We start from the raw sequence: 21343 nt of genomic DNA, 5'->3' as shown, positions 1-21343 counted from the left end.
CGCACATTACGTGCATGATCGTGCACGGGCGCTGCGCCGCTTTGGTGCGTGGGCTGGCGCGAAGCGGCCACGCCCCGGCGGCTCGATGGTCGGACGCCCGGCCAATGCGGGGAAGTTCGCAACAGCCGATGCGCCGACGCAGCGCGGAGCCAGTCTATGCGCTTCACAACGCTTCCCGCGCTCGTTCTATCAACGGCATGAAGCTTGCTTTTTGGCGGGCTGCCATCCTTCGTCCAGGAGTCCGGTGTGTCCATACGCGTCGCGTTGCATCACGTCACACATTACCGCTACGACAGGCTGGTTTCGCTGTCGCCCCAAGTCGTGCGGCTCAGGCCCGCGCCGCATTGCCGGACCCCGATCCTCGCTTATTCGATGCGGGTCGAGCCGGCCGAACACTTTATCAACTGGCAGCAGGACGCGTTCGCCAACTATCAGGCGCGGCTCGTCTTTCCGGAAAAGACGCGCGAATTCAAGGTGACCGTGGATCTGGTCGCCGAGATGGCCGTTTATAACCCGTTCGACTTCTTTCTCGAACCGTCTGCCGAGCAGTTCCCCTTCACTTACGAGCCCGGCCTCGCGCTCGAACTCGCGCCGTATCTGATCAAGCGACCGATGACGCCGCGCTTCGCCGAATTCGTCGCGAGCATCGACCGCACGCCGACCGGCACCGCCGACTTCCTCGTCGCGTTGAATCAGCGGCTGCAACGCGAGATCCGCTACCTGATCCGGATGGAGCCGGGCGTGCAGACGCCCGAGGAAACGCTCGTGAGCGCCGCGGGCTCGTGCCGCGATTCGGGCTGGCTGCTGGTGGAGACCCTGCGGCAACTGGGACTGGCGGCGCGCTTCGTGTCCGGCTACCTGCTGCAACTCGCGCCCGACGTCAAATCCATCGACGGCCCGAGCGGCACCGAAGTCGACTTCACCGACCTGCATGCGTGGTGCGAGGTCTATCTGCCGGGCGCGGGCTGGATCGGCTTCGATCCCACTTCGGGCCTGCTCGCGGGCGAAGGGCACATCCCGGTCGCCTGCACGCCCGAGCCGGGGAGCGCTGCGCCGATCTCGGGCGCGGTGGACGAATCCGAAGTCGAGTTCGATCACACGATGTCGATCGAACGGGTGCTGGAGACGCCGCGCGTGACGAAGCCGTACAGCGAAGCGGTGTGGCAGGACGTGCTGAAGATGGGCGAGCAGGTCGATCAGCAACTCGCCGACATGGACGTGCGGCTGACGATGGGCGGCGAGCCGACCTTTGTCTCGGTGCGCGACCGCGACGCCGCCGAATGGAACACCGACGCGCTCGGCCCGACCAAGCGCGGCTATGCGGTCGCCTTGATGGACAAGCTGCGCGCGCGTTACGGCGCGGACGGCTTCCTGCATATCGGCCAGGGCAAGTGGTATCCGGGCGAGCAGTTGCCGCGCTGGGCGATGTCGCTCTACTGGCGCGCCGACGGCGAACCCTGCTGGCAAAACCCGGCGCTGTTCGCCGACGAACGCGAGCCTGGCCGCTATACGGCGGGCGACGCGCAACGCTTTCTCGCGCATCTTGCGGGCAAGCTGTCGCTCGACACGGACTGCATCCAGCCCGGTTTCGAAGACGTCTGGTACTACCTGTGGCGCGAGCGCCGCTTGCCGGTCAATGTCGATCCGTTCGACGCCCGCCTCGATGATGAACTCGAGCGTGTGCGCTTGCGTCGCGTGTTCGATGCGGGCTTGAGCGGCGCGACCGGTTTCGTGCTGCCGCTCGCCCGCGAGCGCGACGTGCCGAACGAAGCGCCGAAATGGGTCAGCGGCCGCTGGTTCTTCCGCGAGGAACGCATGTATCTGATTCCCGGCGATTCGCCGATGGGCTACCGGCTGCCGCTCGACTCGCTGCCGTGGGTGTCGAAGACCGACTATCCGTATCAGCACGCGCACGATCCGTTCGCGCCGCCGGTGCCGTTGCGTTCGTCCGCGCAATTGCGCATGCAGTACGACAACGAACAACGCGACGCAAGCGAGGCGCCGACTCCTGTCGAAACGCGACACGCGGCTGCGTTGTCGCTGTCGGCGGGCGATCTGCTGAGCGGCATGGCGGGCGGCGGCGTGCTCGCGTACGCGCGCCAGCCCGGCGCTGCGCAGGCGCCCGCGCGTGGGCAGTCATCGAAGGAAACGCTGCGCACGGCAATCTGCGTCGAGGCGCGCGACCCCAAACGCGCGGCCGGTCCGAAAGCCGAAGCGGATGCGTTCGGCAGCGGCCGCTCGCTGCTGCATGTGTTCATGCCGCCGCTCACAGAACTCGACGATTATCTTGACCTGCTCGCCGCCATCGAAGCGACGGCCGCCGAGTTGAAGATGCAGGTCGTGCTCGAAGGCTATCCGCCGCCGCGCGACGCGCGTTTGAAGATGCTGCAGGTGACGCCAGACCCAGGCGTGATCGAGGTGAACATTCATCCGGCCGCGAGCTGGGAGCAACTGGTCGATCACACCGAGTATCTGTACGAGTCGGCGGCGCAGAGCTATCTGAGCAGCGAGAAGTTCATGACCGACGGGCGCCACACCGGCACCGGCGGCGGCAATCACCTCGTGCTCGGCGGCGCGACGCCCGCCGATAGTCCGTTCCTGCGCCGGCCCGATCTGCTCGCGAGTCTGATCGCGTACTGGCACAACCATCCGTCGCTCTCGTATCTGTTCTCGGGGCTCTTCATCGGGCCGACCAGCCAGGCGCCGCGTATCGACGAAGCGCGCAACGACCAGGTCTACGAACTCGAAGTTGCGTTGCGCGAGTTGCAGCGGCAGATCGACCTGCTCGGCGGCCGCGACAGCGCGAACCTGCCCGCGTGGATGATCGACCGCTCATTGCGCAACATTCTGATCGACGTGACCGGCAACACGCACCGCGCCGAGTTCTGCATCGACAAGCTCTATTCGCCCGACGGCCCCACTGGACGTCTCGGCCTGCTCGAATTGCGCGGCTTCGAAATGCCGCCGCATGCGCGCATGAGTCTCGTGCAGCAGTTGCTGCTGCGCGCGCTGGTGGCGCGCTTCTGGCGCGAGCCGTATACGCAGCGGCTCACGCGCTGGGGCACCGAACTGCACGACCGCTTCCTGCTCGGCAGCTTCGTGAAGATGGATTTCGACGACGTGCTCGATGAGTTGAACCGCGCCGGTTTTGCATTCGACAGCAGCTGGTTTGCGCCGCACTTCGAATTCCGCTTCCCGCTGGTCGGCGAGACCACGGTGAACGGCGTCGCGCTGACGATCCGCAGCGCGCTCGAACCCTGGCACGTGATGGGCGAAGAGGGTTCGGCGGGCGGCACGGTGCGTTATGTGGATTCGTCGGTCGAGCGGCTGGAAGTGCGCGCGCTCGGTCTGAACGGCAACCGCCATGTGCTGAGCGTCAACGGTGTGCCGGTGCCGTTGCAGCCGACGGGCCGCGTCAGCGAATACGTGGCCGGTGTGCGCTTTCGCGCCTGGTCGCAGCCGTCGGCGCTGCATCCGACCATCGGCGTGGACGCGCCGCTCACTTTCGATCTCATCGACACCTGGACCGGCCGCTCGGTGGGCGGATGCCAGTATCATGTCGCTCATCCGGGCGGGCGCAACTATCAGACCTTCCCGGTCAACGCCTATGAGGCGGAAAGCCGGCGGCGCGCGCGCTTCTTCGCGTCGGGTCATACGCCGGGGCCGCTCACGGTCGACCTGCCGCAGCGCAGTCTCGAGTTTCCGTTCACGCTCGATCTGCGCTACTGGTAAAACCGCACACATACTTAGAACGACACGACCTTGGCCTTTCAATCGACTTTTCCCTTCGAAGCGTCCGCGGCCCGCGCGGACGCTTCGTCCCTGTTGCGGCTGTTGCCGGGCTACGACGGACATTGGGACGAGTTGCGCGACGAAGCGGGCGTGCTGCGCGAGCCGTGGCGGCAATTCTTCGAGCGGCTAGGCGAGGACGGGGTCGCACGGTTGGAGGATCACTGCGCGTCGGTCGCGCAGCAGATTCGTGACAACGACATCAGCTACAACGTCTATGCGGATAACGGCGAGTCTCGTCCCTGGGCGCTCGACCTGCTGCCGCTCCTGATCAGCGAGGACGAGTGGGCCCATATCGAGCGCGGCGTGACGCAGCGTGCGCATCTGCTCAATGCGATCGTCGCCGACATCTATGGGCCGCAAACCCTGCTCGAACGTGGGCAACTTCCGCCCGCGCTGGTATTCGGGCATCCCGGCTATCTGCGGTCCGTGAAGGGCTTCACGCCGCCAGGCGGCCAGTACCTGCAAGTGGTCGCGGTCGATCTCGCGCGGACGCCGAACGGCGACTGGACCGTGATGGCGCATCGCACCGAAGCGCCATCGGGTCTCGGCTATGCGCTGGAAAACCGGCTGATCGTGTCGACGCTGTTTGCCGAGCCGTTCCGCTCGATGCGCGTGAGCCGCCTCGCGCCGACCTATTCGCAATTGATCGCGACGCTCGCGCAATCGGCACAGTCCACGATGCGGCACGATCCCGGCGCGGCGGGGTTACCGCAGTCGCCGCACATCGCGCTGCTGACGCCAGGGCCGTTCAGCGAAACCTATTTCGAGCATGTGTTTCTCGCGCGCTATCTTGGCGTCACGCTGGTCGAAGGCAAGGACCTGACCGTGCGCGACGACATGCTCTATCTGAAGACGCTCGCCGGGCTCGAACGCGTGCACGTCGTGCTGCGCCGGCTCGATGACGCGTTCTGCGATCCGGTCGAACTGCGCGCCGATTCGAGCATCGGCGTGCCCGGCCTGCTGCAGGTGATGCGCGCGGGCAACGTGATCGTGTCGAACGTGCCGGGTTCGGGCTTTGTCGAGTCGCCGGCCTTGCACGGTTTTCTGCCGGGCGTCGCCGAGGTGCTGCTCGGTGAAGACCTCCTGTTGCCGAGCGTCGCGACCTGGTGGTGCGGTGAAAAGGCGGCGCGCGAGCATGTATTCGCGCGGCTCGGCGAAGCGTTCGTCGTGCCGACCTGGCCGGTGACCGGGCGTGATGCGCCGCCCGGCATCGAACAGGGCAAGCAGACGCTGTCGGCGTGGCGCGAGCGCATCGAAGCGATGCCGGACACGTACACGATCCAGCAGGTGCAGCGCTTCTCGTGCACGCCGCGTTACGAGGACGGCACCATCGGCCGCCGCCCGGCGGTGCTGCGCGCCTATGCGATTGCCGATGTCAACGGCGGCTGGCATGTGATGCCGGGCGGCTTCACGCGGATGGCCGCCGAGCGCCAGGCGACCGTATCGATGCAGTACGGCGGCAGCAGTGTCGATACCTGGGTGCTGTCGAGCCAGCCGACGTCGACCTTTACGCTGCTGCCTTCGCCGATGCAGCCAGCCGACCTCGCGCGCAAGCACCGCACCGTGTCGAGCCGCGCGGCGGAAAATCTGTTCTGGGCCGGACGTTACGGCGAGCGCGCCGAAAACAACGTGCGGCTGCTGCGGCTGATTCTCGGCTCGCTGGAAGGCAACGATGCCGACGCGATGTTTCCGACTCTGGTCGAACTCGCGATGCAAGGTGGCCTCGTGCAATCGGGCGACATGTCCGCGCCGTATTCGCCGCAAACGTTCGAGCGCGCGCTGGTCGCGAATCTGAGCGAGAGCACCGGGGCCGCAAGCATCGGTCAGAACCTGAACTGCCAGGCGCGCTCGAATGGCGAAGTGCGGGGGCGGCTGTCGAACGATCACTGGCGCACGATTCTCGCGTCGCGCAACGACTTCCGCGATGTGTTGCAGACCTTGATGCCGGCTACGGGGTCAGGCGGCGGTTCGCTGGGTCAAGGCAGTGGGAACGGCAGCGGCAACGGCGCGAACGGTCGCGGCGAACGCTACGACCGTTATGACCGTATCACGCTGGTCAACGCGCTCGAACGCCTGTCGGTGCAGTTGTCGGCGATCAGCGGCGCGCAAGGCGACCGCATGACACGCGACGAAGCGTGGCGCTTGCTGTTCGTAGGGCGTCACATCGAACGCGTGGCGGCAATGACCTCGTTACTGCGTGTGATCGCCGGGCACCGGCAACTCGCCACGCCCGCGGGTTTCGATCTGCTGCTGCAACTGTTCGACAGTACGCTCACGTACCGCTCGCTCTACCCGGGCCGCTTCGAAGTGCCGGCCTTGCTCGACCTGCTGGTGATCGAGCCGACCAACCCGCGCGGCATCTACGGCGTGTACGAGCGTCTGCGCAAGAAGCTCGACGAGATCGCGCTCGCCGCGGGCAGCGTGCGGCATCGTCCGTTCGCGGAGTTGATGCCGCCTGCGGCGTCCTTGCCGTCGCTCGAATCGCTGTGTGAAGTGGATGAAAACGGCGCTTACCGACACTTGACGGCGATTTGCGATCAGATCGGCGGGTTCGTCGGCGCGGCCGCGCATGAGATCAGCGCGCGCTATTTCAGTCACGCGAGTACCGTGACTTCGCAGGTGTGGTCATGAAGCATGCACCGACCGTGCTGTCTGTTTCGCATCGCACGACTTACGTTTATTCCACCTATGTCGAGACCGCGCAGCATCTCGCGACGATCCGGCCGATCGCCTGTTCGTGGCAGCGGCTGGTCTCGCACAGCGCGCGGATCGAACCGGATCCGTCATATCTGCACAGCCGTGTCGATGCGTTCGGCAACGACGTGCTGTACTTCGCGCTGGATGCGCCGCACGAGCGCTTGCAACTCGTCAGCGAAACGACGGTGTCGCTGACGCCGCGCTGGACCGACCTCGATCCCGACGCCACGCCCCCATGGGACGAATTGGCCGATGCGCTGCAGTTTCGCGTCGGCGGGCAGTTCAGGCCCGAGGTGGAGTTCTGTTTCGCGTCGCCGAATATCGTGCCGAGGCCGTCGCTGCGCGCGTATGCACTGCCGAGTTTTGCGCCGGGACGGCCGATCGCCGCAGGCGCGATCGACCTGATGCACCGGATTCACGACGACTTCGCGTACAAGCCTTCAGCCACGATGTTCGATACGCCCGCCGAGCGCGCGTTCGAATTGAAGAGCGGCGTGTGCCAGGATTTCGCGCAGGTGATGATCGGCTGTCTGCGCTCGCTGGGTTTGCCGGCGCGTTACGTCAGCGGGTATCTGCGTAATGATCCGCCGCCGGGGCAGCCGCGGTTGATCGGCGCGGATGCGTCGCATGCATGGGTGTCGGTGCATTGTCCCGGCAGCGGCTGGATCGATCTCGATCCGACCAACGACGTGCTGGCCGATGTCGATCACGTGACGCTCGCGATTGGTCGCGATTACAGTGACGTGTCGTTGCTGCGCGGGATGATTCTCGGCGGCGGGGCGCATCAGGTGGAAGTGGGTGTCACGGTGATCGCGCTCTAGTGGCGCTCTGTCCTTGCACGCATTTCATGCCGACTCGGGGAAATCCCTTGGCTTTCATTCCCACTCAATGGGAATTTCATTTTTGAAATTTGAGAACGTTCTGGCATCCTGAGCCCCTTGTTGGATTGCGGGCGATGTGATCGTGAACGTGGATCAGGGTGTGACAGGGGCTGAACGGGTGCTGCTGGTGCTGGCGGCGCTCGCCAGTCATGGCAAGGCAATGTCCGTCAAGGATCTGCTAGCCGTGACCGGCCTTGCGCAAAGCACACTGTACCGGCAGATCGCGCTGCTCAAGCGCTGGGGTTTCGTCGCCGAAAACGCGGGGTATTACGCGCCCGGTCCGATCAGCCTGCAGCTCGCGCTTGGCTTCGACGTGAATTCGCTGCTCGTCGAAGCGAGCCGCAGCGAAATGCAGCAACTCGCGCGGGTGTCGCAGGAAAGTATTGGACTGGTGGTCGCGGTCAAACATCAGGTGATGTGCCTCGAGATGGTCGACAGCCAGCATTCGTTGCGCTGCTCGTTCGAGAAAGGCCGCGCCGTGCCGCTGAAGGCGGGCGCTTCGGCAAAATCGCTGCTGGCGTTCATGGCCGACAAGGCGCGCGCCGAAGTGCTCGACAGCGTGTTCGATAACGATCCCGTTGGCCGTGCTGCAATCGAAGCAGAACTCCAACAGATTCGCGCCCAGGGCTACGCCGTCAGCGACAGCGAAGTCGATCCGGGCGTGTGGGGCGTTAGCGCCCCGATCTTTCATCGCAGTGGACGCAGCGCCGGCAGCGGCGCATCGATCACGCTGATGGCCCCGTCCACGCGCGCCATCGGCCGCGAAAGCCAATTCATTGACGGGACGCTACGTACGGCCCGCGCCATTTCCGAGCATATGCAATCCGATTGACTGGACCAGGCTTTCCGGCTTCGCCATCAATACGGATTCCGAACGACCATACGAATCGATAGAACCACAAGGAGCCTACTTCATGAAACTGCAACGACTGTTGTCCCTCGCATGCGTCACGTTCGCCGTGACGTTGGCCGGATTCTCCAGCGCAGCGTCGGCACAAACGCCGGACGTGCTGAACGTCGCCACCGACGCCACCTTCCCGCCGATGGAGTTCACCGAGAACGGCGCGCGTACCGGCTTCGACGTCGACCTGATGAATGCGCTCGCAAAGGCGATGGGCAAACACGTGCAATGGACCGACATCGACTTCAAAGGACTGATTCCGGGTTTGATCGCGCATCGTTTCGACGCTGCAATCTCCGGTATCTACATTACCGACGAGCGTGCGAAAGTGGTCGACTTCACCGATTCGTATTACGCGGGCGGCTTGGCCGTGCTGGTGAAAAGCGATTCGCCGATCAAGACGGTGGCCGATCTGAACGGCAAAAAAGTCTCGGTCCAGGTGGGCACGAAGTCGGTGAACTTCCTGCGCGACAACTTCCCGCAGATCAATCGCGTCGAGGTCGAGAAGAACCAGGAGATGTTCGATCTGGTGGGGATTGGTCGTGCCGACGCTGCCGTGACGGGCAAGCCGGCCGCGTATCAACTCGCGAAAACGCGCAGCGGCTTCCGGGTGCTCGACAAGACGCTGACGACCGAAGCCTACGGTATCGCCGTGCGCAAGGACGAGCCGCAACTGAAGGCCGCTTTCAACACCGCGCTCGCGAAGATCAAGGCTGACGGCACGTATGCGGCGATCGTCAAGAAGTGGTTCGGCGCGAGTGCGCAATAAGCGGCCGGGCAAACGAAATGGAACTTGATTTTTCGCCGGTGATCGCCGGTTGGCCGGACATCATGCACGGCGCGTTGGTGACGGTCGAAGTGACCGCCGCGTCGCTCGCGCTCAGCTGCGTGCTTGGTCTGTTGATCGGCATTGGCCGGCTGACGCCGAAGCGGCGCATCGTGTACGGCCTGTGTACCGCGTACCTGACGTTCTTCCGCGGCACGCCGTTGCTTGTGCAACTCTTCCTGCTGTTCTTCGGCCTGCCGCAATTCGGCATTCTGCTGCCGGCGTTCGTGTGCGGCATGCTGGGACTCGGCCTGTACTCGGCCGCTTATGTTTCGGAGATCGTGCGCGGCGCGATTCAGTCGGTTGATCGCGGACAGATGGAGGCGGCGCGTTCGATCGGCATGTCGTCGGGGCAGGCGATGCGCGCGATCATCCTGCCGCAGGCCATCGTGCGGATGATCCCGCCGCTCGGCAATGAATTCATCGCGTTGATCAAGAACTCGGCGCTGGTGTCGCTCCTGACGATCGACGATCTGATGCACGAAGGCCAGAAGATCATCAGTGTGTCGTATCGTTCGCTCGAAGTGTATCTGGCCATCGCGCTCGTGTATCTGGTGTTGACGCAGGCGACCAACTACGCGCTGCATCGCGTCGAGCGTCGTTTGCGTGCGGGAGGGATGGTGCAATGAATAACGTGGCCAAAACCATTGAGCCTATCGTCAGCATTCGCGGGCTGACCAAATCGTTCGGCGCGCATACGGTGCTCAACGGCATCGATTTCGATATCCAGCCACAACAGGTCGTGGTGGTGATCGGGCCGAGCGGCTCGGGCAAAAGTACCTTTCTGCGCTGCTGCAACGGACTGGAACAGGCCGAAGGCGGCACGATCGACATCTGTGGGCATCGACTCGTCGAGCAAGGCGAGATGCTCAATGAGCGGTCGTTGAATGCGCTGCGCACCGAAGTCGGCATGGTGTTTCAGTCGTTCAATCTGTTTCCGCATTTGTCGGTGCTGCATAACATCACCGTCGGTCCGCGCATGTTGCGCGGTCTCGGCAAGGCGCAGGCCGAAGCGGCTGCGATCGCGCTGCTGGAAAAAGTCGGACTGGCGCACAAGGCGCATGTGATGCCGGCGAGTCTGTCGGGCGGTCAGAAGCAACGGGTTGCGATTGCTCGTGCATTAGCGATGCAGCCGCGCCTCATGCTGTTCGACGAGCCGACATCTGCGCTCGATCCCGAACTGGTCGGCGAAGTGCTGCAGGTGATGAAACTGCTCGCGAGCGAAGGCATGACGATGGTGGTCGTCACGCACGAAATGGGCTTCGCGAAGGAAGTGGCCGACGTGGTGGTCGTGATGGACGGCGGTGTGATCGTCGAAGCGGGGCCGCCGGCTGAGATTTTCTCCGCACCTTCGCAGCCGCGCACGCGCGCATTTCTGCAGGCGGTGTTATCGCGCGCATGAGAGTTCCATTCGATGACAAGGTGTGGGCGGGCCGCTCCGACGACGGTGAGCCCGGGGACACGCGGCGTATTTTCAATCAGGTAATGCCGTTCAATGAAGCGGTGCAGGTGCAGCGCGACGCGCCGGTGATCGTGGGCTTCGGCTCGGACGAAGGCGTGCGCCGCAATCAAGGCCGGATCGGCGCAGCGCATGCGCCGAGAGAACTGCGCCGTGTGCTGGCGGGGTTGCCCGCCAACACGTCGATGGCGGCACTCGCCGATGCCGGCGACGTGGTGTGCGACGATGGCGATCTCGAAGGCGCGCAGGCGGAATTGGCGGACGTGGTCAGCGAAGTGCTCGCGAGCGGTGGACGGCCGTTGGTGTTCGGCGGCGGTCATGAAGTCGCGTGGGGCACGTATAGCGGCTTGCGGCTGCATCAGCAGCGTGAAGCCGGCAACGCTGCGGCGCCGCTCGCGTCGCGCAAGCTGCTGATCATTAACTTCGATGCTCACTTCGATTTGCGTCAGAAGCGTCCCGCGAATTCCGGCACGCCGTTCGATCAGATCGCGCTCGACTGTGCGGCACGAGGGGTGCCGTTCAACTATGCGTGCTTCGGTATCAGCGATCTGGGCAATACGGCCTCGCTGTTCGCGCATGCGGAGCGACTCGGCGTGCACTACGTGCTCGACGTCGATATGCAGGAAACGCAACTGCCGCAGCGTCTGAGTGAGCTTCAGCAGTTGCTGGACGCGGCGGACGACGTCTATCTGACGATCGATCTCGATGTCTTGCCGGCCGCCACCGCGCCGGGCGTGTCTGCGCCCGCCGCGCTGGGCGTGCCGCTATCGGTGGTCGAAGCGATGGTGCTGCGCGTGCGGGCCTCGGACAAGCTGCGGGCGGCGGATATCGCGGAGTACAACCCGTCGCTCGATCAGGACAAGCGCACCGCGAGAGCGGCTGCACGACTGGCGTACCGGCTGCTGTAAATCGGGCTATCGCGCTCACTGTATCGCGCGGATGGAAAAGGCGGCTCGCCGGTTGCACCGGCGAGCCGTTTCGGTTTCCTTGATGCCGTAAGAGGCTATCCGGGGCGCCGTCGTCAGAATTTTGATGTTGCGCTGAACATTGAGTCAGTGCTACGGACTCGCCTATCCGGGACGGCCAGTCCAGCAACTTCGGCCCGACTCGAAATAAAATTTGACTCTGTGCGTATGCACATATAGACTGCCTGTCATGACCCGCCCTCTCTCTTACGACGAATGTAATTGCTTCGCGCTGCGCCAGGCGGCGCGGCACGTCACGCAAATCTACGAACGCCATCTCGGGGGAGTGGGGCTGACGGCCGCGCAATTCACGATTCTTGCCAAGCTCGCGCGCACGCCGAACCTCCCAATGGCGGACCTCGCCGACGCGATGGTCATGGAGCGCACCACACTGGTCCGCGCCATGAAGCCCTTGCAGCGCGATGGCCTGGTGGTGGCGGAATCGGCGGAGCATGACGGCCGCACGTTTCTGTTCAGTCTGACGGAGCGGGGCGAAAAAACCTTCGACCAGGCCGCCGTCGCATGGCGCGCCGCCCAGGACGAGTTCGAAAAGAAGTTCGGCCAGGCGCGCGCCAGGACGCTGCGCGCCGAATTGTTCAGCATCACCGGTTAGTCAGGCCCACGCTCGTTTCGACGAGCGTTGTTGTATCTGCTTGTGTGCATACGCACTCACAAATAGGGAAACGCAGCAATGGAAGGGCTATTCGACGACGACTGCTTTGCGATCCGCCAAGCCGCACGTTACGTGTCGCAGATTTACGACCGGCATCTGTCCAATGTCGGACTGACGATTACGCAGTTTTCGCTGCTGGGTCGTCTCAAACGCACCGGCCCGATGACGATGAAGCAGATGGCCGAAGCCATGCGCATGCAGCGCACCACGCTGGTCCGCACGATTCAGCCGTTGCGCCGCAATGGCCTCGTGTCGAGCGAGGCGCTCGGTGCGGATGCGCGGGCGTTGACGATCGCGCTCACGTCCATCGGTGAAGAACGGCTGAACGTCGGGCGTGAGCATTGGTATAGCGCGCAAGCCGAATTCGAACATCGCTTCGGCGAACAGCGCGCGGCCGCATTGCGCGGCGAACTGTTCGCTCTGACTCGGGATTCAATCTGAGGCCACTGTCGGCGGCAACCAAGTCCGGCGCGCTGCGCCGTTTTTTTCAACGTAACGAGTGCATACGCACAGACAGACATCATGTCCACTACACCTTCGACTGTCGCCCCGCCGAGTGCGGCACATACGGCCCGTCCGGCAAAGCGCATTCCGTGGATGTTGCTCGCGATCCTCACCGTGATCGTCGCCCTGGCGCTTGCCGTGTCGTACTGGTTCTTCGTCGGCCGCTTCGTCGAAACGACGGACGACGCGTACGTGGGCGGCGATGTCACCGTCATGGCGCCGAAGGTGAACGGCTTTGTCGCCGACGTGCTCGTGCATGACAACCAGTTCGTTCACGCGAACCAGGTGCTGGTCCGCCTCGACGCCCGCGACTATGACGCCCGTCTTGCGCAGGCCAGCGCGGAAGTGCGGAGTGCGCAGGCCGCCGTTACCGAGTTGCAGGCGAAGAAATCGCTGCAACTTGCCACCATCAACGAACAGGCGGCCGAGGTGCGCGCCTCCGGCGCGGAACTCACGCGCAGCGCCGCAGACCAGGCGCGTTACCGCGAGTTGGTGAAGGACGACGCGGTATCGAGCCAGGTGGTTGAGCGTGCCGATGCCGATCTGACCAAGGCGCACGCCGCGGTCGAGCGCAGCAGTGCGGCGCTGATTGCGGCGCAACGGCAGATCGCCGTGCTCGACGCACAGATCGGCGACGCCGAGGCGCGCATCGCCACCGCGCAGGCCGCGCAGCGCGTGGCCGCCTTGAACGTGGAGTACACGACGATTCGCTCGCCGATCGACGGTTTTGTCGGCAATCGCAGCGCGCGAGTAGGGCTGCTCGCCAACACCGGCGTATCGCTGCTGACCGTGGTGCCGTCGAGCGGCCTGTGGATCGACGCCAACTTCAAGGAAGACCAGTTGAAGAAGATGCAGGTCGGCGATAGCGTCGACGTCGATCTCGACGCATCGAACAAACGGATTCATGGCGTGGTGGAAAGCCTCGCACCGGCCACCGGCGCGACCTTCAGCGTGCTGCCCGCGGAAAACGCCACCGGCAACTTCACGAAGATCGTGCAGCGGGTGCCGGTTCGTGTGCGCCTCGAGGTGCCGAAGGATATGCGGGGCGTGCTTCGTCCGGGACTCTCAGCGACGGTGAAGGTGCATGTCGATGCCGGCCGCGCACAAGTACACGGATGATGAGCCGACCATGACTCAAGTCCTCGACAATCCCGCCGACCAGCCGACCCGCACCAAAGTCTTCGCGTTCGCGCTGATGTGCGTCGGCTTCTTCATGGCCACGCTCGATATCCAGATCGTGGCGTCCTCGCTGCGCGACATCGGCGGCGGCCTGTCCGCGAGCCAGGACGAACTCTCCTGGGTGCAGACCTCGTATCTGATTGCGGAAATCATCGTGATTCCGATGTCCGGCTGGCTCACGCGCGTGTTCTCCACGCGCTGGCTCTTCACGTTCTCCGCGCTCGGCTTCACGCTCACGAGCATGTTGTGCGGACTCGCGTGGGACATCAACTCGATGATCCTGTTTCGCGGTTTGCAGGGCGCGGCCGGCGCCGCGATGATTCCGACGGTGTTCACCACCGCGTTCGTGCTGTTTCCCGGCAAGCAGCGACTGATCGCGTCCACCACGATCGGCGCGCTGGCGTCGCTCGCGCCGACCATCGGTCCGGTGATCGGAGGCTGGATCACGTCGCAATGGTCGTGGCACTGGCTGTTCTATCTGAACCTGCTGCCGGGCATTGCCGTCACGGTGATGGTGCCGAAGTACGTTCATATCGATAAGGTCGACCTCTCGCTGCTGAAAAAAGGCGACTACCTCGGCATCCTGCTGATGTCGGGTTTTCTCGGCTGCCTCGAATACGTACTCGAAGAGGGCCCGCGCAAGAACTGGTTTGGCGACGACGTGATCGTTCTGTGCACATGGGTCTCGGCGATCTGCGGTTTTCTGTTCATCGTGCACGCGTTCACCGCGAAAGAACCGATCGTCGATTTGCGCGCGCTCGCGGTGCGCAACTTCGGTATCGGCAGCCTGCTGTCCTTCATCACCGGCATCGGGATCTTCTGCACGGTATTTCTGACGCCCATGTTTCTGGCGCGGGTACGCGGCTTCGATTCGTTGCAGATCGGTCTCGCGTTGCTCTCGGTCGGCTGTTTCCAGTTGATTGCGTTGGCCGCGTATTCGATGCTCGCGCGTGTCGTCGATATGCGCCTGCTGATGGTGTTCGGGCTCGCACTGTTCGGTATCGGCTGCTATTTGTACGTGCCGTTGACGAGTCAATGGGGCTGGCAGCAACTGCTGATTCCACAGGCGTTGCGCGGTATCGGCCAGCAGTTCTGTATTCCGCCTATCGTCACGATGGCGCTGGGGGCGTTGCCGCCGTCGAGGCTTCGCTCCGCCAGCGGCCTCTTCAACCTGATGCGCAATCTGGGCGGCGCGATCGGCATCGCGGTGAGCAGCACGATGCTCAACGATCGCCTGAACTTTCATTACGAGCGGCTCGACGAGCACCTGAATGCGGGCCGGCCAGCGGTCGAATCTATCTTGCAGAAGCAGGCCGAATACTTCGCGGCCATCGGCGGGAATGTGCTGAATGCGGCGCACGCGGGGCTCGACCAATTGCACGACGTGCTGTTGCGCGAAGCGCTGGTGCTCACTTTCTCCGACACGTTTCTTGCCGTGTCGCTCTGTTTCGTGGTCGGTTTGCTAAGCGTGCTGTTCTCGCGCCCATTCGGCAACACCGCGCCGCCGCCCGAGGCCCATTGAGGATTTCGACATGAAGCCGATCTTAATCAAAGTACTGGCGAGCGCGGCCTTCCTGACGCTCGCGGCGTGCGCGGTGCAACCGGCCACGCACGCGGATTTGCCGCAGACGGTCAAGACTGTCGCGCCGACAGCGTGGAGCGTCGATGCACCGCAAGACAACGTCAGCCCCGACGCGTGGTGGTCGCAATTCGGCGACCCGGTCATGCATCAGCTGGTCGAGTCGGTTCTGACCGGCAATCTCGACGTGCAGGCCGCCGTGGAGCGCGTGCGGCAGGCACAGGATCTGGCGAAGCAGAATCGCGCGGCCTTGCTGCCCGAATTGAACGCTAGCGCAACCGCCTCGAACACGCGGCAGAACACGCCGCCGCCGCTCGGCTATGTGCGCGAGGCCGGCATTGGCCTGACAGCGAGCTGGACGCCCGATGTATTCGGCGGCGAACGTCTCGCGGTACTGGCCGCGCAGGCCCAGGTGTCCGGAAGCGAGGCGGCGCTGAATCAGGTGCGGCTCGCGCTCGCCGCGAACGCGGCGGCGGCGTATATCGATCTGCGCTGGGCACAGACGCAATTGCAGATTCTCAGCGACAACGAGCAGATTCGCGCTCGTGGGCTGAACCTCACGCAACAACGTCTGCACTACGGACTGTCGACGCAACTCGATGTCGCGCGTGCGCAGAATCAGTTGGAGGATTTGCAGTCGCAGATTCCGCGCATGCAATCCGCCGTGCAGCATCAATTGAGTCTGATCGCGGTGTATTCGGGCCGCACGCCGGAGAGCGTCGACGGTTTGGTGCTGGCCGACGCCCGCGAGATTCCGCTGCCCGCGCAAAGCGCACCGCAGATGCTGCCCTCCGACGCGCTGTTGCAACGGCCCGATGTGCGCACCGCCTATGCGCTGGTCGAGCAGCGCGCGGCGCAAGTGGGGGTGTCGAAGGCGCAGCGCTATCCGCAGTTCAGGATTGATCTCACCAATGGCCTGCTCGCTTCGTCGTATCTCGGCTTGCCGACGCTCACCGACAACCTCTTTAGCGCCGCGTTGAATGCGGCGAGCCCGATCTTCAACGCGGGCCGCATCACCGCGAATATCGACGCGAGCGAGAGTCGCATGCGCGAATCGCAGCTCGGTTTGCAGCAGACTATGCTGCAGGCGCTGAAGGAGATCGAGGACAACCGCAGCGATCTGGTGAGCGGTGCGGTGCAGGTGCAACGGCTCGGCGGCGCACTGGATGCGTCGAACCAGGCGCTGCGTTTGTCGACCGAACTGTACAAGGGGGGCGCGTCGAGCTTTCTCGACGTGCTCGCCGCGCAGGAGGCGTATCTGCGCGACGCGCAATCGCTGAATCAGGCGAAGCGCGAGCATGCGCTTTCGGCAGTCGCGTTGTACCGCTCGCTGGGTGGCGGGTGGGATGTCGTGGCGGGCGAGACGGTGGCGGCGGTATCGGCGAAACGCTAATTCGTGGCGGCGACCAATCGGCGCCATTCAATGAGCAGACAGGCGCAGTAGAAAACGCAGTGCAGATTCAACTGGAGAGAAACCATGACGAGTACGCGAGAAGTAGTGATCTGCAATCCGGTGAGAACGCCGATTGGCGCATTCGGCGGATCGCTGAAGGACGTGAGCGCAGCCGAACTCGGCGCGGCGGCCGTGCGTGAGACGCTGCGGCGCAGCCGGCTCGATGCGGGCGCGCTGGCGTCGGTCGTGATGGGTAACGTGATTCAGGCCGGCAATAAAATGAACCCGGCGCGTCAGGCGTCGATTGGTGGCGGCGTACCGGTGGCGGTGCCGGCGCTGACCGTCAATCGCGTGTGCGGCTCCGGCGCCCAGGCCATCGCGTCGGCGGCTCAGGAGATCTGGTTAGGCCTTGGCGATGCCGTCGTCGCGGGCGGTATGGAGAACATGGATCGCGCACCGTATCTGCTCGATGGTGGGCGCCGGGGGTATCGGATGGGTAACGCGCAGATTCACGACAGCCTGCTGCGCGACGGCCTGAACGACGCGTTTTCCGGCGAGCATTCGGGCTGGCATACCGAAGACCTCGTCAACCAGTTCGACATCACGCGAGAAGCCCAGGACCGTTGGGCCGCGCGCTCGCAACAGCGCTTTACCGAAGCGCAGGCGCGCGGTGACTTCGACGCCGAACTGGTAGCGGTGGATATCCCCGCGCGCAAAGGTCCGCAGCAGTTCACGCGCGATGAACAGCCGCGCCCGGACACCACCGTGGAGACGCTCGCCAGATTACGTCCGGCCTTCCGCCCGGACGGCACGATCACCGCGGGCAACGCGCCGGGGTTGAACAGCGGCGCGGCCGCGATGCTGGTGGCCGAGCGGAGTTTCGCCGAAGCGCGCGGCATCGAGCCGTTCGCGCGGCTCGTCGCGTATGGGGTCGCGGCGGTCGAACCGGGCATGTTCGGTCTCGGTCCGGTCCCGGCCGTGCAGATCGCTTTGGCGCGCGCGGGTTGGCAACTGGACGATGTCGAGCGCTTCGAAATCAACGAAGCGTTCGCTGCGGTGCCGATCGCGGTCGCGCGCCGGCTCGGCATGGCGGACGAACTGATCAACGTGCAGGGCGGCGCGATTGCGCACGGTCATCCGATCGGCGCGACCGGTGCGGTGCTGACCACGCGCCTCGTTCATTCGATGCGGCGCGACGGACTCAAGCGCGGCATCGTGACGTTGTGCATTGGCGGCGGGCAGGGGATCGCGCTGGCGCTGGAAACGCTGTAGGTTCGGCGGCTGTATGCCCGGACGTCGCGAGCATGAACACGACTGGCCCGTGACCACTCCATCAGCGTACTATTGCTACCCTGTCGTGCGCGTCATCCGGCTTTGCGAAGGTTGCTGCGATTGATCGCGAAGCCGGCCCGAGGGTTTGGCACAGTCACGCATCGAACCGCGCGACATCGCGCGACGGCGTGCGTACCAAGCCCGCCCTGACGCTCACGAACCCGATGGGCGCCATTATCCCCGGCATGTTCATCACGCAAAACCGAATCGAGGACCGCCCGCATGAACATGGAGCAACTCCTGGAACGCGCAAGCGTCGCGCGAGAAAAGGCCTACGCGCCTTATTCGACATTCAAGGTCGGTGCCGCGCTATTGACGCGCGACGGCCAGGTGTTCGACGGCTGCAACGTCGAGAACGCCGCTTACGGCTTGTGCAATTGCGCTGAACGCACGGCGTTTTTCAGCGCAATCGCCGCGGGTTACGGGCGCGATCAGTTCGCAGCGCTTGCCGTGATCGGCGACACCGACGGCCCGATCGCACCGTGCGGGGCATGCCGCCAGGTGATCCTCGAACTGGGCGGCCCCGCTCTGCCGATTCGCCTTGGCAATCTGCGCGGCGCCACGCGCGACACCACCGCGCGCGAGCAACTGCCGGACGCGTTCTACCTATGAGCGGGCATAAGATCATCTACGACACCGACCCAGGCGTCGACGATGCGATGGCGCTCGTCTTCCAGGTGCTGCACCCCGACATCGAACTGCTCGGCCTGACGAGCGTGTTCGGCAACGCGACGATCGAGACGACGACGCGCAATGCGCGCTTCCTGGCCGGGCGCTTCGCTGCCGGTGTGCCGGTTGCGCAGGGCGCGGCGGCGCCGCTCAGGCGCGCCGCGCCCGCGCCGCTCGCGCGGATTCACGGCGACAACGGCCTCGGCAACATCGCGTTCGACACTCGCTGCACGGCGCCGCTCGACGCGCGGCCTGCGCACCGCTTCATCATCGACACGGTGCGCGCGCATCCGGGCGAAGTCACGCTGCTCGCGGTGGGGCCGCTGACGAACCTCGCGCTAGCGCTCGCCGACGATCCGCAGATCGCGCCGCTCGTCAGGCAGGTGGTGATCATGGGCGGCGCATTTGGCACGGGCGGCGTGCACGGCAATGTGACGCCAGCCGCAGAGGCCAACATTCTCGGCGACCCCGACGCGGCCGACCGCGTGCTGGGCGCGGCGTGGCCGGTGGCGGTCGTCGGGCTCGACGTCACGCAGCAGACCATCATGAGCCGCGCGTATCTCGCGTCGCTGCGCGAGCGCGGCGGTGCGGCGGGGCAATTCGTGTGGGACGTGTCGCGTCATTACGAGGCTTTTCACGAACAAAGCGCGCAATTGGCCGGCATCTATGTGCACGATTCATCGGCGGTCGCTTACGTGCTGGCGCCGCACCTCTATACGACGCGCAGCGGTCCGGTGCGCGTGTTGACGCAAGGCATCGCGGTGGGCCAGACCATCCAGAAGCCGGCGACGCTGCCCGTGCCCGCGCCGGACTGGGACAGCCGCCCGGCGTGCAAGGTCTGCATCGGCGTGGACGTGCCGGGGATGCTGGCGCTCTACGAACGCACCATTTGCGGCTCGCCGCAATCGAGGTAGCGGTTTTGAAAGGCGCCGCACCGCGCGGGCGGCCGATACTGAAGAAGCTGTGAGCCAGGCGGCGCATCGCTACGATTCATCTGACCTGAGCAGCCGCGAGCCGCGGCGACGCTGCATCGCACCACGCACAGTTCGGCAATCGTCGCCCATGCGTCGCGGCAATCTTTGCTACATTTCCTGCACACACACTGTGTACGCGAGCCGGAACTCTCCAACAAGGCGCGGCGCGCGTGACCGACATCTATCAAGAGGCCAAAAGATGCGAATTCTAGTTGTAGGGGCGGGCGCGGTAGGCGGGTACTTCGGCGGGCGTCTCGCGGCGGCGGGTCAGGACGTGACCTTCCTCGTGCGCGCGGGCCGGGCGGAAAAGCTGCAGCGCGACGGACTCGTCATCAGCAGCCCGCGTGGCGACCTCAAGCTGGACGGCATCAAGACGATTCTTGCCGGCGTCAGCGCCGAGCCGTTCGACCTGGTGCTGCTCAGCTGCAAAGCCTACAGTCTCGACGACGCCATCGATTCCTTCGCGCCGCTGGTCGGCGAGTCGACGCTGATCCTGCCGATGCTCAACGGCATGCGCCATATCGACGTCCTCACGGAAAAGTTCGGCGCGTCACGCGTACTCGGCGGTCAATGCGTAATCGCCGCGACGCTCAACGCCGAGCAGCACGTCGTCCATCTGAACGACATGCACGCGATCACTTTCGGCGAACTGGCGGGCGGCACGTCCGAACGTGTGCAGGCGATTGCGGACGCGATGGCCGACGCGAACTTCGACGTCTCGGTCAGCGACAACATTCTGTTACGCATGTGGGAGAAGTGGGTTTTCCTGGCCACGTTGGCGGCGAGTACCTGCCTGATGCGCGGGTCGGTCGGCGATATTCTGGCCGCGCCGGACGGCAAGCGCGTGATCGAGAATCTGTTGGGCGAGTGCCGCGCCGTGGCCGAACACAACGGCTTCACGATGGGCCCGGACTTCGACGCGCGCGCCACCCAGACGCTGTTCACGCCTTCGCCGCTGACCGCGTCGATGCTGCGGGATGTGGAAAACCACTCGCATACCGAGGCGGATCACATTCTCGGCGATCTGATCGTGCGCGGCGGCGATGCACAAAAGGGCGAGCACGGCGTGTCGCTGCTGCGCATCGCTTATAGCCATCTCAAGACCTACGAAGCGCGCCAGGCGCGCACGTCCTGAGCGCGGGCCGCAGGGGCAGGCAGGGGGATGAGGAAGGACCGTCATCGCAGCCTAACGATCGGAGGTGAACCATGCCGAGTCCAATTGGATCGGTGCCCGCGCTGAGTGCCGCTTCGGCAACGATCTTCTCGATCGGCATCGTCTTTCTGGGCTACTGGGGCCTGTATGAGCCGACCAAATGGCGTGCCGCCGACATCATCGTCTTCATCTGCGCGCTGATTGGCTTCGCTTGCCTCGGGCTCGTGCCGTGGATGGCGACGAGTCCCGTCGAGCCGGAAGATAGCGATGCGCGCATCCGCGTCGCGCGGCATCTGTTTCTCACGGGCGTCATCGCGATCTGGCTCGCGGTGGCGATCTCGGTGGTTTTCTGAATGCCACGGGCAT

18 protein-coding genes are annotated in these 21343 nt (G+C 64.6%); all 18 read left to right on the top strand.

Annotated elements, in window-relative coordinates; translation table 11 throughout:
• Window positions 1-246: 246 nt before the first annotated feature.
• Entirely contained in the window at window positions 247-3732 is a 3486-nt protein-coding gene (locus CIC12_RS21020) for a transglutaminase family protein (protein WP_168666598.1), read from the top strand.
• Window positions 3733-3762: 30 nt separating this feature from the next.
• Window positions 3763-6423, top strand: a complete 2661-nt coding sequence (locus CIC12_RS21015) for a circularly permuted type 2 ATP-grasp protein (protein WP_168666596.1) — start codon at window positions 3763-3765, stop codon at window positions 6421-6423.
• Window positions 6420-7310 carry a transglutaminase family protein gene (locus tag CIC12_RS21010; RefSeq protein WP_168666593.1) on the top strand — a complete coding sequence of 297 codons (891 nt, stop codon included), beginning with the start codon at window positions 6420-6422 and terminating at the stop codon, window positions 7308-7310. Before CIC12_RS21015 ends, CIC12_RS21010 begins: the two co-directional genes overlap by 4 nt.
• Before the next feature lie 142 nt (window positions 7311-7452).
• Window positions 7453-8202 carry an IclR family transcriptional regulator domain-containing protein gene (locus CIC12_RS21005; protein ID WP_168666591.1) on the top strand — a complete coding sequence of 250 codons (750 nt, stop codon included), beginning with the start codon at window positions 7453-7455 and terminating at the stop codon, window positions 8200-8202.
• An 82-nt stretch (window positions 8203-8284) separates the two neighbouring features.
• The gene (locus CIC12_RS21000) at window positions 8285-9040 is read left to right on the top strand and encodes a transporter substrate-binding domain-containing protein (RefSeq protein ID WP_168666589.1); all 756 of its coding nucleotides are present in this window, start codon (window positions 8285-8287) and stop codon (window positions 9038-9040) included.
• A gap of 17 nt (window positions 9041-9057) precedes the next feature.
• Window positions 9058-9726 (top strand): amino acid ABC transporter permease, encoded by a 669-nt coding sequence (locus CIC12_RS20995; RefSeq protein ID WP_121323477.1) that lies wholly within the window; start codon window positions 9058-9060, stop codon window positions 9724-9726.
• Complete coding sequence (locus tag CIC12_RS20990) at window positions 9723-10499, top strand: amino acid ABC transporter ATP-binding protein (RefSeq protein WP_168666587.1); 777 nt, start codon at window positions 9723-9725, stop codon at window positions 10497-10499. Before CIC12_RS20995 ends, CIC12_RS20990 begins: the two co-directional genes overlap by 4 nt.
• Window positions 10496-11464: a formimidoylglutamase gene (gene hutG, locus CIC12_RS20985; protein WP_168666585.1), complete on the top strand. Its 969-nt coding sequence runs from the start codon at window positions 10496-10498 to the stop codon at window positions 11462-11464. Before CIC12_RS20990 ends, hutG begins: the two co-directional genes overlap by 4 nt.
• A gap of 247 nt (window positions 11465-11711) precedes the next feature.
• Entirely contained in the window at window positions 11712-12134 is a 423-nt protein-coding gene (locus CIC12_RS20980) for a MarR family winged helix-turn-helix transcriptional regulator (RefSeq protein ID WP_168666668.1), read from the top strand.
• Window positions 12135-12212: 78 nt separating this feature from the next.
• Window positions 12213-12635 (top strand): MarR family winged helix-turn-helix transcriptional regulator, encoded by a 423-nt coding sequence (locus CIC12_RS20975; RefSeq protein ID WP_168666583.1) that lies wholly within the window; start codon window positions 12213-12215, stop codon window positions 12633-12635.
• Window positions 12636-12716: 81 nt separating this feature from the next.
• Entirely contained in the window at window positions 12717-13817 is a 1101-nt protein-coding gene (locus CIC12_RS20970; protein ID WP_174772122.1) for an HlyD family secretion protein, read from the top strand.
• A 10-nt stretch (window positions 13818-13827) separates the two neighbouring features.
• Window positions 13828-15399: a DHA2 family efflux MFS transporter permease subunit gene (locus tag CIC12_RS20965; protein ID WP_168666581.1), complete on the top strand. Its 1572-nt coding sequence runs from the start codon at window positions 13828-13830 to the stop codon at window positions 15397-15399.
• Window positions 15400-15409: 10 nt separating this feature from the next.
• Window positions 15410-16849, top strand: a complete 1440-nt coding sequence (locus CIC12_RS20960; protein WP_168666579.1) for an efflux transporter outer membrane subunit — start codon at window positions 15410-15412, stop codon at window positions 16847-16849.
• Between the two features lie 84 nt (window positions 16850-16933).
• Window positions 16934-18121 carry a thiolase family protein gene (locus tag CIC12_RS20955; RefSeq protein ID WP_168666577.1) on the top strand — a complete coding sequence of 396 codons (1188 nt, stop codon included), beginning with the start codon at window positions 16934-16936 and terminating at the stop codon, window positions 18119-18121.
• A 282-nt stretch (window positions 18122-18403) separates the two neighbouring features.
• Entirely contained in the window at window positions 18404-18793 is a 390-nt protein-coding gene (locus tag CIC12_RS20950; RefSeq protein WP_168666575.1) for a cytidine deaminase, read from the top strand.
• Complete coding sequence (locus CIC12_RS20945) at window positions 18790-19764, top strand: nucleoside hydrolase (RefSeq protein WP_168666573.1); 975 nt, start codon at window positions 18790-18792, stop codon at window positions 19762-19764. The genes CIC12_RS20950 and CIC12_RS20945 overlap by 4 nt, the downstream gene beginning before the upstream one ends.
• Window positions 19765-20023: 259 nt before the next feature.
• Window positions 20024-20959: a 2-dehydropantoate 2-reductase gene (panE, locus tag CIC12_RS20940; protein ID WP_168666571.1), complete on the top strand. Its 936-nt coding sequence runs from the start codon at window positions 20024-20026 to the stop codon at window positions 20957-20959.
• A gap of 71 nt (window positions 20960-21030) precedes the next feature.
• Window positions 21031-21330: a hypothetical protein gene (locus CIC12_RS20935; RefSeq protein WP_168666569.1), complete on the top strand. Its 300-nt coding sequence runs from the start codon at window positions 21031-21033 to the stop codon at window positions 21328-21330.
• Window positions 21331-21343: the final 13 nt, after the last annotated feature.

The organism is Paraburkholderia sp. SG-MS1 (genome assembly GCF_012275575.1).
GTDB lineage: Bacteria > Pseudomonadota > Gammaproteobacteria > Burkholderiales > Burkholderiaceae > Paraburkholderia.
Note: the sequence above shows the minus strand (reverse complement) of the source record. Positions and strands in the feature narration are given on the sequence as shown.